This window comes from Pallidibacillus thermolactis, assembly GCF_025660415.1.
In the GTDB taxonomy this organism is placed as follows: domain Bacteria; phylum Bacillota; class Bacilli; order Bacillales; family Caldibacillaceae; genus Pallidibacillus; species Pallidibacillus thermolactis.
In genome coordinates, this window is the sequence record NZ_JAOUSE010000015.1 from 13,732 (window position 1) to 27,457 (window position 13,726).

General features: G+C 35.1%; 11 protein-coding genes. 5 read left to right on the forward strand and 6 right to left on the reverse strand.

Features of this window, described 5'->3' with window-relative positions:
* Nucleotides 1-85 precede the first annotated feature (85 nt).
* From OEV82_RS06945 to nadE, 5 genes are all read left to right on the forward strand, one after another.
* Nucleotides 86-3,166 (forward strand): efflux RND transporter permease subunit, encoded by a 3,081-nt coding sequence (locus OEV82_RS06945; protein ID WP_263061422.1) that lies wholly within the window; start codon nt 86-88, stop codon nt 3,164-3,166.
* A gap of 287 nt (nt 3,167-3,453) precedes the next feature.
* Nucleotides 3,454-4,002: a cysteine hydrolase family protein gene (locus tag OEV82_RS06950; protein WP_173658694.1), complete on the forward strand. Its 549-nt coding sequence runs from the start codon at nt 3,454-3,456 to the stop codon at nt 4,000-4,002.
* Between the two features lie 45 nt (nt 4,003-4,047).
* Nucleotides 4,048-5,514: a nicotinate phosphoribosyltransferase gene (locus tag OEV82_RS06955; protein ID WP_263061423.1), complete on the forward strand. Its 1,467-nt coding sequence runs from the start codon at nt 4,048-4,050 to the stop codon at nt 5,512-5,514.
* Between the two features lie 71 nt (nt 5,515-5,585).
* Nucleotides 5,586-6,212, forward strand: coding sequence for a nicotinate (nicotinamide) nucleotide adenylyltransferase (gene nadD / locus OEV82_RS06960; RefSeq protein WP_173658689.1), 627 nt, complete (start codon nt 5,586-5,588; stop codon nt 6,210-6,212).
* Nucleotides 6,209-7,027, forward strand: coding sequence for an ammonia-dependent NAD(+) synthetase (gene nadE / locus OEV82_RS06965; protein WP_263061424.1), 819 nt, complete (start codon nt 6,209-6,211; stop codon nt 7,025-7,027). The genes nadD and nadE overlap by 4 nt, the downstream gene beginning before the upstream one ends.
* Before the next feature lie 232 nt (nt 7,028-7,259).
* Here the strand turns inward: nadE and OEV82_RS06970 are convergent, their stop codons facing one another.
* The 6 genes from OEV82_RS06970 to OEV82_RS06995 all read right to left on the reverse strand — a co-directional run bounded on the left by OEV82_RS06970 (nt 7,260) and on the right by OEV82_RS06995 (nt 13,506).
* The gene (locus tag OEV82_RS06970) at nt 7,260-7,913 is read right to left on the reverse strand and encodes an endonuclease III domain-containing protein (RefSeq protein WP_173658687.1); all 654 of its coding nucleotides are present in this window, start codon (nt 7,911-7,913) and stop codon (nt 7,260-7,262) included.
* Between the two features lie 17 nt (nt 7,914-7,930).
* The gene (locus OEV82_RS06975; RefSeq protein WP_263061425.1) at nt 7,931-8,446 is read right to left on the reverse strand and encodes a methylated-DNA--[protein]-cysteine S-methyltransferase; all 516 of its coding nucleotides are present in this window, start codon (nt 8,444-8,446) and stop codon (nt 7,931-7,933) included.
* A 173-nt stretch (nt 8,447-8,619) separates the two neighbouring features.
* Nucleotides 8,620-9,864, reverse strand: a complete 1,245-nt coding sequence (locus OEV82_RS06980) for a methyl-accepting chemotaxis protein (RefSeq protein ID WP_173657940.1) — start codon at nt 9,862-9,864, stop codon at nt 8,620-8,622.
* A gap of 181 nt (nt 9,865-10,045) precedes the next feature.
* On the reverse strand, nt 10,046-11,056 hold the full coding sequence (locus OEV82_RS06985; RefSeq protein ID WP_173657939.1) for a glycosyltransferase family 4 protein: 1,011 nt from the start codon (nt 11,054-11,056) through the stop codon (nt 10,046-10,048).
* Between the two features lie 16 nt (nt 11,057-11,072).
* The gene (locus OEV82_RS06990) at nt 11,073-11,798 is read right to left on the reverse strand and encodes a TVP38/TMEM64 family protein (protein WP_263061426.1); all 726 of its coding nucleotides are present in this window, start codon (nt 11,796-11,798) and stop codon (nt 11,073-11,075) included.
* Nucleotides 11,799-12,249: 451 nt separating this feature from the next.
* Nucleotides 12,250-13,506: a dicarboxylate/amino acid:cation symporter gene (locus OEV82_RS06995; protein WP_173657938.1), complete on the reverse strand. Its 1,257-nt coding sequence runs from the start codon at nt 13,504-13,506 to the stop codon at nt 12,250-12,252.
* Between the last annotated feature and the right edge of the window lie 220 nt (nt 13,507-13,726).

The window sequence follows — 13,726 nt, forward strand, 5'->3', positions numbered from 1 at the left end:
CACTTCACGAAAAGTTGACATTTGACCATTTAGTCATTTATTATAGGGATTGTTATTATTTTTGTCAAGAAAGGGTAGGTGTAGCGTGAAATCACTTGTTAATTTTGTCATAAGAAATAAGTTAGCCGTATGGTTACTTACATTTATAGTCATATTTATGGGAATATACTCCGGTTCAAAAATGAAAATGGAATCGATTCCCGATGTATCTGTTCCATACTTAATCGTAAATACCGTTTATCCTGGTGCAACGCCGGAACAAGTCATGGAAGAGGTATCGATGCCGATTGAAAAAGCAGTAGAAAGCTTGGAAGGTGTAAGTGCCGTTTATTCGAACTCCTATTCAAGTATGTCTACAATTCAAATTGAGTATGACTATGAACAAGATCTGGATATAGCCAAACGAGAAATTGAAAATGCCCTCGAAACGATAACATTGCCTGAAGACACAGAAGAACCAATGATCACAAAAATTAGTATGAATATGATGCCGGTTCTCGTTTTAAGCATTAGTAGTACTGAAGAAGACATTGTTGAACTGACATCAACAGTAGAAGATATTTTAGTACCAAAAATCGAGCAAATTGAAGGTGTTGCCTCAGCTACTACAACTGGTCAACATATTGAAGAAGTCGAACTTACCTTTGATGAGGAGAAACTAGCACAATATGATTTAACTAAAGATGATGTAAAAGATATCATAAAAGCAACAGATTTAGATGTATCTCTTGGTTTATTTGAATTTGAAGATGGAGAACAAGCCGTTCGCATAGACGGAAAATTCACTACAGCGGAAGATTTAAAAGAAATGTTAATTCCTGTAACACCGACAGAAACACAACCATTACCATTTGTTAAATTAGGTGATATCGCAACAATTGAAGTAGTTGGTAAAGTAGAATCGATCTCTCGTACGAACGGTGAAGACTCTATCACTGTACAAATTGTTAAAGGCCAAGAAGCAAATACGGTTGAAGTTGTCAATGCTGTAAAGGATTTAATGAAAGATTATGAAAAAAAACTAGATGGATTAGAGGTTGATTATACATTTGACCAAGGCGAACCGATTGAAAATTCCGTCTCACAAATGGTAAGTAAAGCGTTATTCGGTGGTGGAATTGCGGTATTAATTATATTGCTGTTCTTAAGGGATGTCCGTTCAACTATTATTTCGATCATATCGATTCCAGTATCCATCCTAACAGCTTTACTCATATTAGACTATTTAGATATGACCTTAAATATTATGACACTTGGCGCAATTACGATTTCAATTGGGCGAGTTATTGACGATTCAATTGTCGTTGTAGAAAATATTTACCGCAGATTACATTTAAAAGGTGAACAATTACGCGGTCGTGCATTAATTCGAGAAGCAACTATTGAAATGTTTAAACCTATTCTTTCTTCTACATTAGTTACGGTTGCTGTATTTGCACCATTACTATTTGTTGGTGGCATGATTGGTGAATTGTTTGTACCGTTTGCATTAACAATGGCACTTGCGCTCGGTGCATCCTTACTTGTTGCGATTTCTATTGTGCCGTCTCTTTCACACTCTTTGTTTAAAAAGCAATTGTACAATGAAAATGTAAGAGAGAAAAAGGTGAAAAAACCAAGTCGCTTAGCTGAAATTTATAAAAAAGCTTTACACTGGACTTTAAAACATAAAGTGATTACATCTATCGTAGCGATCGCTGCCTTAGTTGGAAGTTTAATGTTAACACCTCTTGTTGGTTTCAGTTTCTTAGGAAATGATGAACAGAAAGTAATGTATATTACATACACACCAAAACCAGGGGATACGGAAGAACAAACGTTGAAAAACGTAACTGAAGTTGAAGAAAAAATGCTCTCCCTTGACGATGTTACAGCTGTTCAATTTTCAGTGACCGACAATACGAGTGTAGAAGCTGCTATGATGGGCGGTAGCGGATCACTGATGTTCGTTGTTTTTGATGAGGAAATGAACAACTTCCCAGAAGTGAAAAAAGAAGTAGAAGATTATCTTGAAAACTTAAATCATTCCGGCGAATGGAAAAGTCAAAACTTCATGACCGGTATTGCAAGTAATGAATTAAGTTATTACGTTTATAGTGAAGATTTAGATGACTTAGAAGCTGCTACAAAAGAAATTGAAGCTGTAATGGCAGAAAGCAAGTATCTAGAAGATGTTTCATCAAGTTTTGATGAAGCCTATGAAGAATACTCTATTCGTGTCGAACAGGAAACATTGTTGCAATATGGTTTAACGGCCGGTCAAATATTAATGATGTTAAATCCAGTTCGCTCTGAAGAAGTATTAACCACCGTAGAAAAAGATGGTGACGACTTAAATGTTATAATTAAACACGATAAACAAATGCCGCAAACATTTGATGAAATGCTCGACCAAATGATACCTACTCCAACAGGTGATACAGTCCGCCTCGGTGATATTGTTACAATTGAAAAAGGATCTGTACCAAGTCACTTAGATAGAAGTAAAGGAAGATACTACGCTACAGTATCAGGTACCATCCTCGATGAAGATGTATCAAAAGCAGCATTAGATGTGGATGATAAATTATCTGACATTGAATTACCTAAAGGGGTTGAGCTTGATAATGCCGGTGTAACAGCCGATATGGAAGAGGCCTTTACACAATTAGGTATAGCTATGATTGCCGCTGTATTAATTGTGTACTTTATTCTAGTCGTGACATTCGGAGAAGGATTAGCACCATTTACCATATTATTCTCCTTACCATTTACAGTAATCGGTGCAATAATCGGTCTATGGATAGCCGGTGAAACTATATCTGTTATGGTATTAATGGGTATGCTTATGTTAATAGGGATTGTTGTAACAAATGCCATCGTATTAGTTGACCGAATTATTCGTATGGAACGTAATGGAATGTCAATGCGCGAAGCCATTTTAGAAGCTGGAAGCACACGACTACGTCCAATTCTTATGACGGCTATTGCAACAGTTGGTGCCTTAATTCCACTATTGTTTGAAGCAACTGGCACAACAGGCACATTTATGTCGAAAAGTTTAGGTGTTACTGTCATCGGTGGTCTAGTATCGTCAACAATCTTAACCTTATTTATTGTTCCTATCGTTTATGAGACGTTATCCAAACTATTTAAGAAAAATAGAAAAGAAATTGTAGAAGATTAACTTCTTAGGGGCTCCTTTTGGAGCCCTCTTTTTTACATATTTTAAAGTCACAACCATTTATTTTTAAGAAAATTTACAATATAATAATTTTAGCTGTTCACAACACAAAATCATAAACTTTTTTGTACAGTATTTAAAAAAATCGTAAACAAAATGATGCTGTTTAAGTTCAGTTTTTCACAACAAAAGGAGACAACAACTATATTTAACCATTATCATAAGCAAACGATTCAATCACCTTATCTTCATATCGAGTATTGTAAAAATTATGTTAGGAGGAATAATGAATAATGAAAGCTTTAATTAATATTGACTATACAAATGATTTTGTTGCTGAAAACGGTGCATTAACATGTGGAGAACCTGGGCAAGCTATTGAAGAAGAGATTATCCGTTTAACAAAGAAATTTATTGATCATAACGATTATGTTGTATTTGCTATAGACATGCATAAAGAAAATGATGATCTCCATCCTGAAACGAAACTTTACCCGCCACATAATATCGAAAAAACGGCAGGTCGCTTGTTATACGGTAAATTGCAAGATGTTTGGGAAGAAAGTAAAGAAAAACCCAATGTTTATTGGATTGATAAAACAAGATATTCCGCATTTGCAGGAACGGATTTAGAAATGAAACTTCGAGAACGTGGCATTACGGAAATCCATCTTGTCGGTGTATGTACAGACATTTGCATATTACATACCGCCATCGATGCTTATAACCGTGGCTTTAAAATCGTTGTGCATAAAAATGGGGTTGCAAGCTTTAATCAAACAGGTCATGATTGGGCACTGCAACACTTTACGAATACCCTTGGAGCAGAAGTAGTGTAGATTTATGTTCGCATATTCATTTATTTCCCCTTGGAGGTGTTTACCATGATTGACTTTTACAACGATGACAGTTTATCTATTCATACCGATCTTTATCAAATTAATATGACAGAGACATATTGGCGCGATAACTTTCACAATCGTAAAGCTGTTTTTGAAGTGTATTTTCGAAAACTTCCTTTTGGTAATGGCTATGCCATTTTTGCAGGACTGGAAAAGGTCATTCAATTCCTGAAAGAATTTCATTTCACTGAAACTGATCTCTCCTATTTAAGAGAGCAAGGATATGAGGAAGACTTTTTAAAATATCTAAAAAATATGCGTTTTACCGGTACGGTTAAAGCAATGAAGGAAGGCGAAATGGTATTTCCAAATGAACCGCTCCTTCGCATAGAAGCACCGATTGCTGAAGCACAACTGATTGAAACACCGATATTGAATATTGTTAATTACCAGACACTCATTGCAACAAAAGCATCAAGAATTAGACAAATTATCGGGGACGATGTTGCCTTAGAATTCGGTACACGTAGAGCTCAAGAAATGGAGGCCGCGATTTGGGGCACACGAGCTGCATATATTGGCGGATTTGATGCAACATCTAATGTTCGTGCTGGAAAGTTATTTGGAATTCCAATCGCTGGAACTCATGCTCACTCAATGGTTCAAGCTTATCAAGATGAATATACAGCTTTTAAAAAATATGCTGAAAGTCATAAAAATTGTACCTTCCTAGTTGACACGTACGATGTTCTCCGTTCAGGTGTACCGAATGCGATAAAAGTAGCCAAAGAAATGGGCGATAAAATTAATTTTCAAAGCATTCGCATAGATAGCGGTGATTTAGCATATTTGTCTAAACAAGCACGAAAAATGTTAGATGCAGCCGGGTATACAAACACAAAGATTTCCGCATCGAGCGATTTAGATGAATACACAATCATGAACTTGAAAACGCAAGGGGCAAAAATTGATATATGGGGTATTGGAACAAAATTAATTACTGCATATGATCAGCCAGCATTAGGCGCCGTTTATAAAATTGTTGCTATTGAAAATGAAAACGGTGAAATGAAAGATACGATAAAAATAAGTGCAAATCCTGAAAAAGTGACAACTCCAGGTTTAAAAAGAGTTTATCGTATTATAAATAAAGGAAATAACAAATCCGAAGGTGATTATATCGCGTTAGACTATGAAAATCCTCAGGAAGAAGAACCGTTAAAAATGTTCCACCCGGTTCATACGTATATAAGTAAGTTTGTCACAAACTTTGAGGCAAGGGAATTACATCATACGATATTTGAAAATGGTAAGCTTGTGTATGAAATGCCTCATCTTGAAGAAATCAGAAGTTTTGCACGAGAAAATTTGGAATTATTATGGGATGAATATAAACGAACTCTTCATCCTGAACAATATCCAGTCGATCTAAGTCAAGCATGTTGGGATAATAAGATGCAAAAAATTGAGGAAGTTAAAACAAAAGTAGCAAAAATGAAAATAAATTAAATAACTTTAATGCAACAATACACTTTTTAAACCTAACTCAACAAAGTGAAAAACACCTTGGGGGATAGAAAATGGCTAAAATTGGCATATACGGTTCAGCCTTTGATCCAATCACTAATGTCCATTTATGGACGGCAAGTACTGTTGCCCATCGATGCAAATTAGACCGTGTCATTTTTTTACCAAGTTCAAGTAAGCGGAAAGATAAAAAATTATATACGGAAGATCATCACCGTTGGAATATGATTCGAATGGCCATCAAAGACAACGAAAAATTTTCTGCCGACGATTACGAAATGAAACAAGACCCTTGGAAGCTCACAACTTACGAAACATTAAACTATTTCAAAGAAAAATATCCAAATGATGATATCTATTTTATCATGGGTGCGGACCTATTAGTAGATATCGGTGAAGGAAAATGGAGCCATGCTGAAGCATTAGTCAAAGAAAATAAATTTATTGTTATGGCAAGAGACGGAATTGATATGTTAAAGGCAATATCGAAATCACCAATTTTAAGAAATAATGATGATGGTCAAACGTTTCACTTAATAGATAAAGGCTTGGCAATGGAAATTAGTTCTACCTATATACGTGAAGAATTTGCCTTAGGAGGCGAACCACGTTATTTACTTCCAGAAAGCTGTTATAATTATTGTATTCGTAATTCGCTTTATAAGGAGAGGAAATTATGAGTCTACAACAAGAAATCATTAAAGCTTTACATGTTAAACCAACGATCGACCCTAAAGAAGAAATTAGAAACCGTATCGATTTTTTAAAACGTTACTTAAAGAAAACAGGAGCCAAAGGGTTTGTGCTAGGAATTAGTGGCGGGCAAGACTCTACTTTAGCAGGAAAACTTGCTCAACTAGCTGTAGAAGAATTACGGGCTGAGGGAACAGAGGCGACATTTATAGCTGTCCGTCTCCCATATGGAACACAACAAGATGAAGATGATGCACAACATGCAATCAAATTCATCAAACCAGATCAAGTAAAAACTTTTAATATTAAGGCTGCTGTTGATGCCTTTGCGGACAGTTATCAAACGACAGATGGGCAAGCAATTTCTGATTATCAAAAAGGGAATGTAAAAGCTCGATTACGAATGGTTGTTCAATACGCACTAGGCGGGATGCATGGATTGCTTGTCATAGGTACAGATCATGCGGCCGAAGCAGTTACGGGATTCTTTACGAAATATGGTGATGGCGGTGCTGATGTCACACCATTAACAGGGCTAAATAAAAGACAAGGACGTTCCCTTTTAATTGAACTAGGCGCTGACAAACGTCTATATATGAAAGAACCGACAGCAGATCTTTTAGATGAAAAGCCGGGTCAAGCAGACGAAACAGAACTTGGTATTCGCTACGATGAAATTGACGATTATTTAGAGGGCAAAACCATATCTGAAGAAACTGCAAAACGACTTGAAAGTTTGTATATTCGCTCCGAACATAAAAGACATGTTCCTGCAAGTCCGTTTGATGACTGGTGGAAATAATTTTCTTTTTCAAATACAGGTATTGATCATTACGTTGGCGGAGGCACATCCAGTGGCACGGCCTTGTCTACCTTAAGCGTGCAAGCGTATGGACGGGGATTTCGACCCGTATTCTTGACGCTTACGTTTTCGGAACAAAAGCTTTTGCTGATTCCGTTGGGGTCGACCGCCAACTCTTCCTACCCTGTCAATAATAAAGTTCAGTCCAACTATATGAAATTTTCCTCCACTATTATGTAATGTTATCTTCTATTTGCTGATCACAAACATGAAAAAGCGGGCACTCGTAACAAATCGGTTTTCTTTTACAATGAACTTTTCCATGTTCAACAATAAGTGCATGATATTCATTATATAATTTTGGATTATCAGGTAACGAAGCCTCTACCTGAGTTCGAAAATCGTCATAATCATCTGGCATTTGTAAACCGATTCGTTTAAAAAGTCTTCGCGCATATGTGTCTACTATAAATATCGGTTTTTCAAAGGCATATACAAGCATACAATCTGCTGTTTCTTTACCTACCCCTCGAATGTTTAATAATTGTTTTCGCAAATCCACTAAACTAAGTTGTTTAATTTTATCAATATTGTAATCATATTTTTTAAACCACGCCAAAAACGCTTTGATTCTTTTAGCCTTCACATTATAATAACCGCTAGGCCGAATTAATGCTGCTAATTCATCCGTTTTTAAACTTGCTATTTTTTCAGGGTGTAAAACTGGACGTAAACGTATTAAAGCTTTCTCAACGTTATTCCAATTTGTGTTTTGTACAAGAATAGCTCCAATCAGCATTTCAAAAACGGTGTCCGCCGGCCACCAATATTGCGGTCCATAGTAAGCATACAATTTTTCAAATATTTGAAGAAAACCTTTCGACATTCCGCCCCTCCAAATTTTTATTTCTTTTCTAATGCTAGTAATTTTTGTTTCATTAATAAGCCACCACGAAAACCAGTTAATTTCCCCGATTTTCCAATCACGCGATGACAAGGAATTACGATCATAACTGGATTAGCTCCAATAGCTGAACCGACCGCTCGAAACGCAGACGGTTTATTTATTTTTTCTGCAATATCCGAATAAGTGCTTGTTTCACCAAAAGGTATTTTTTGTAGTTCAGTCCAAACAGATTTTTGGAATTTCGTTCCATATAAATCAAGGGGCAAATAAAAAGATTGCCGCTTACCAGAAAAATACTCTTTAAATTGATTGAAGTATACTGAGAGTTTATTTTTATCTTCTTTCAATTCAGCATTCGGTAACTGCTTTTTTAACCATTGCTCGATCTCCTCTTTTGGCCCACTTAGCGAACCGACAAAACAAAGTCCTTTGTTCGTTGCCGCTATGTAAAAGTTCCAGGCTTCATGATTAAATTTACTAAAGTACACCTTTTGTCTACCAGCCTTGCCCATTTTTTATCGCCACCTCATTCTAATCCGTTTATGTATCCACAATTTTACATTTATCACATATAATCATGCAATGTTTGTCTATTCAGTAAAAAACCAAGAATGCCTTATAAAAACATTCTTGGTTTTTCTAGATTAGTATCTATTTCATATATACTATTTTTTGAAGCATTGACCTATAACTTAAATCGACCAAGTATTTGTTTAAGCTCGGATACGGCAGAAACAACTTTTTCAGTATCTCTAGAAATTTGATCCATAGAACGGCTTGTTTCTTCTGCCGCTGCAGTTGTTTGTTCAATTCCCGCAGCGGATTCTTCCGTTACTGCTGTTATTTCTTCAATGGCATGATTCATTTGCCTTCCCTCAGCAACCATTTTTGTAAGATCCTTTGAAACAGTATCAATTCGTTCTCCCATTGCTGTCACGGCACTTCTAATCGTTTCGAATGTTTCTCCTGTTTTTTGGATTTGTTTTGTTCCTTCTTGAACTTCCGAAAAGCCGCTATTTAGCGATTGTGTTACCACATTCGTTTCACTTTGTATGTCTTTAACGATTTCTTGAATATCTACAACAGAAGCTCCAACTCCTTCTGCTAACTTTCGAACTTCCTCTGCTACAACCGCAAACCCTTTTCCATGTTCTCCTGCCCGAGCTGCTTCAATCGCTGCATTTAAGGCGAGTAAGTTTGTCTGATCAGCAATATCTTTTATTACAACAACAAGGTTAGAAATTTTCTTCGCACTATGCTCTAAACCTTGAACTTTTTCAACAACATCACGAACCATTTTCTCGATATTTTCCATTTGGGATTTTGAACCTTCCATTAGCTCATGTCCTTCATGAGTCATTTCAAGTACATCTAATGAATAGCGTTGAATATCTTCACTTTGTTTACCTGCATCTAACAATTTTCTTGTAAATGAATCCGCGATCGTAGATAAGTCTCCTGCTTTACTCGCTTGATTTTCCGCTCCCATTGACAACTCTTGCATTGTTGTGGCAACTTGTTGTGATCCAACCTTTACCTCATGAGCGGCATGGGATAACTCTTTACTATAATCCGTTACATCGATAATGACTTGATTTGCTTTTTCAACTAATTGCTTCAAGTTTTCGATGGACCCATTAAGGGAATTTGTCATTACACCAATCTCATCTTTTTCTTTTACTGCTAAAGGATCCTTGGACAAATCAGCGTGTTCTAAATCAATCATTCGTTGTGTCACTTTATCAATTCGCTTTGCAAAATTATTTGACAATGTATATGCCAAAATGAGGCCGATAATACCGATCATAATTGTTAAAGAAAGGTTTATAACTATCGAGTCATAGAATATATTAAAAATATTTAATAACGTAAATAAGATGATCATTGTCAATTGCATCGAAAGCATCTTTAGTTTTATACTACGATTCATTGTGATCTCCCCTTGAGTAAATTTGGTAACCATGATAACAAAATAGTGATTCTATTTAATTCTATAATCGACATAATAAAAAAAATATTTAGCATTTTTATGCACCGATTTTAAAACACTCGATTGATAAGAAAAAAGTATCCATTGCTTGCGAACAATGAATACCTTCAACACTACAAAATTATTGATAAATCTCTTTCAATCGTTTGCCTATTACCTTTAAGTCGCGTTCTTTTGCAATTCGATGCCCATTCTCTGTTAAATCAGGCAGTTTTCCTTCGACGATCTTAATGATTTTCTCATGAAATTGCTCAATACTGTCCGCTTTATAAAGAACCTCTCCGTCTTTAAAATTCGAATATATTGGTATATCTCGAATTAATACTGGAATTTGTGCAGCAAGGGCTTCTAATAGAACAATGCCTTCTGTCTCTTCATATGTTAAAAATAAAAATAGATCACTGCCACAATAAGCATCTCGAATTTCACTTCGACTGACGTATCCTGGGAAATGAAGGTTAGCAGGAGGATGTTTTATGGCTTTACGAATTTTCGGTTGGATCATATTTAAATTCGTATAACCAAACCAAAAAAATTCATATTCCGGCAGCCGTTTGGCCAGTTCAATAAAATCTAATATTCCCTTTCGCTTAATATAATGACCAACAGATATAACGACTTTTTGATCTTTTGATAGTTGATATTTTTTACGAAAACGTTCCCTCGCCTCTATCGTTTTTTTAAAAAAATTCGAATCGATCCCATTTGATAGACTAATAATTGGAGGTTTAAGACCGTAACTTTTTAATAGATCTTTTGCGTAATCAGTCGGAGTAATGATTATATCGCCACTGTTATAACAATGGGTAATCCACCGTTTAAATAATGGAGCAAAAAGATTAGAACCGATAAACGAGTTTCGAAAATCTTCCATTGTAGAATGAGCATGATAAATAACTTTTTTACCCTTCCTTTTGGCTCGTTTACTCATAAATAAAGAATCAGGAAAAATTGTGTTTAAATGAACAACATCATAATGATCGTTTTTATCCATCGTAAACGGGACGCCTACTTGTTCTAACGCTTGTTTTTGATGACGTACAGCCTGGCCGACGCCACTTTTATTCACAAGCTTCAACATTCCAGAATATATTAATACTTTTTTCCTGTTGCTTTCTTCTGATGATCCCATAAACATTCCCTTTCTTTTACACAATCCATTCAATAAACTGCCTAAAAATCAGGTCAAGTCCGAACGTATAAATTGCAATAGCTAAAGGTTTTCCTAATAAAATTATAATTGTAAACTTTAAAAATGTCATTTTCGTTGTACCCGCTAAGTAACAGAGAAAATCATCCGGTGCGATAGGTGCAAAAATCGCAATTGTAAACAATGTGTCAAACTTACGACTATTTACCCATTTCATATACTTTTCTTGCATTTTTTTACTAAAAAACAGCTGAATAACCATATTCCCAAACTTTTTAGCAATAGCAAATGCGGCAATCGATCCGAGGCATATTCCTATATAATTAAGAATAAAACCACCGACTGGACCGAAGAGCAATACTCCACCAAGTAATCCTATCCCACCTGGCAAAATAGGGAAAACAACTTGTATTGCTTGAAATACAATAAATATAACCGGTGCCCAAAATCCAAACTTCATTAAGAACTCTCGTAATGCCGTGTCCGAAGTAAAAATTTGCGTTTTCAATCCGTAGAAAATGAAAATTGCACAGCCAATAATACTTAAAATTGTCAGTACATTCATTATTATTTTTACTTTACGACGCACTTGTTCATTCACATCAAATGATTTGAGACGTTTATTTTTCATTAAAGTTTTATAATTTTTATCTGCGACACAATCAAGTTTATCCTTTAACTCATCTGTAACTATTGCACTTTTCTTTTTCACCTTTTCATTCAAAAAGGAATACACCTCTTTACCGTTCTTTCTTCCATGTGCTTAGAACTTCATTTCAATGATTCTATTATACTTCAAAATATTCAAAACTCGCGAAAAGTAAATAATACAGTAGTATTATACCGTTATTTGTTAAGTTTTGTTGTTAGTATATGAATTAATAAATAAGGTCGCTACGAACAATAGACACGGTCACGTACTTAGGATCTTAATTACTGTATCGCAAGGAAGTTAAATATTTTTAATAGTCATGTAAAAAATAAGTAAACCGAAAGTCACACTTCTTTTAACATTATAAAACATATATGATCAATAAGGGAAAAACTTTATAATCTTAACATCATCTCCGTTCTTATCTTATGTTAACAATGCTCCGTTTACACATTTATTCAAATGTAAAAATTTGTTTCTTCGTATAAAAAATGACAAAAAAAGAGCTACATCGAGCTCTTTTTTAATGTGCATGGATTGATTTTTGTAACCATTTCTTCCCTTCCACAAGTCTTGCAACCATCATCGCACACACGGTATTGCCTGTTGAATTTAATAATGTCGCTGGAGCATCAATGATGGTACTAATAACCGCAATAATCGGTAACACTTCTGGTGGAAATCCAAATACACTTAATAAGAGCATCTCACCGATCATACCACCACTTGGTATGGCACCCATAACAGCTCCAACTAAAAAGGCAACCCCAATGATCATAAGAATACTAGTGAAACTTGACATATCTTTTCCGAACAATAAAAATAAGAAAACAATTTTAAACACTCCACCAAATACAGAACCGTCCTTATGTGTATTTGCTCCTAAAGGAACAATTGTTTCAGCAATATCATTCGGTACTCCCATTTTTTTCACTGCTGTCAAATTTACTGGAATACACGCCGCACTGGAACATGTTGCAATAGCTGTAACGGATGGTGTTATTGCGTTTTTCCAAAATACTTTAATTCCATCCTTTCCTCCAGCAACGAAAGCATAAAGCGTAAAAAAGCCAAAATAATAAATGATCGTTATAACAAGATAAAGGACAAATACTTTAACATAACCGCCAAGTATTTGTGGACCAAGTTGTCCAATAATTGTAGCAAAATAAGCACCTAGACCAATCGGGGCATAATACATGATGATTTTAACAATTTTCATCATAATTTCAGTTCCCGAAGCTAAAAGATTGGCAATTGGTTTGCCCTTTTCACCCGCCATTGCTGTAGCTAGTCCAAACAGAACAGAGAAGACAATTAACTGAAGCATGTTACTTTTTGAGAACAACATTGAAAAATCGGACACAGTAAAAGTTTGAACAAGCTGTCCGAGAAAAGATAATTCTTCTACTTCTGTGTTTTGTTCAGGCTCTTCCATAATGCTCATAATTTGTGTTGTATCAATTCCTTCAAGGGGATTAAACAGACGAATCCCTATAAATCCTAATACAGCAGATATCAAAGCCGTAATAAAAAATACAACAATAATGCCACCAAGTATTTTACCTAAACGTTTCATTCCATTTGTATTAGCAATCGCCGAAGCAACACTGAAAAATACAAGTGGCACAATAATCATAAACATTAAATTTAAAAATAAATCTCCAAAGGGTTTTATAACTTCTATTTTTGGCCCAACCAAAAATCCTGCAAATCCACCAATAATAATTGCGATAAGCAGGATAAGCGTATATTTATAGTTCGATAAAATTTTTCCCAAAACATTACACCTTCCAATCCTGTTCTACTAATATATCAAGACACGAGATCAACAGAAAAAAATGCCATTAATTGTGTTTATAACAATTATAAAAAAGTCCAAATTACATTATATACTACTGTTCAAATATTGACCATTTCATTTTTAACAAATTGATTACTATTTTAAAATAACAAACTAAAAATCTTATTACTAATAAACATATTTATCCTAACATAAT

Coding starts and splice junctions, on each gene's coding strand:
- OEV82_RS06955 (WP_263061423.1), top strand. CDS start 4,048: ATGATTGACTTTTACAACGATGACAGTTTATCTATTCATACCGATCTT.
- nadD (WP_173658689.1), top strand. CDS start 5,586: ATGGCTAAAATTGGCATATACGGTTCAGCCTTTGATCCAATCACTAAT.
- nadE (WP_263061424.1), top strand. CDS start 6,209: ATGAGTCTACAACAAGAAATCATTAAAGCTTTACATGTTAAACCAACG.
- OEV82_RS06970 (WP_173658687.1), bottom strand. CDS start 7,913: ATGTCGAAAGGTTTTCTTCAAATATTTGAAAAATTGTATGCTTACTAT.
- OEV82_RS06975 (WP_263061425.1), bottom strand. CDS start 8,446: ATGGGCAAGGCTGGTAGACAAAAGGTGTACTTTAGTAAATTTAATCAT.
- OEV82_RS06980 (WP_173657940.1), bottom strand. CDS start 9,864: ATGAATCGTAGTATAAAACTAAAGATGCTTTCGATGCAATTGACAATG.
- OEV82_RS06985 (WP_173657939.1), bottom strand. CDS start 11,056: ATGGGATCATCAGAAGAAAGCAACAGGAAAAAAGTATTAATATATTCT.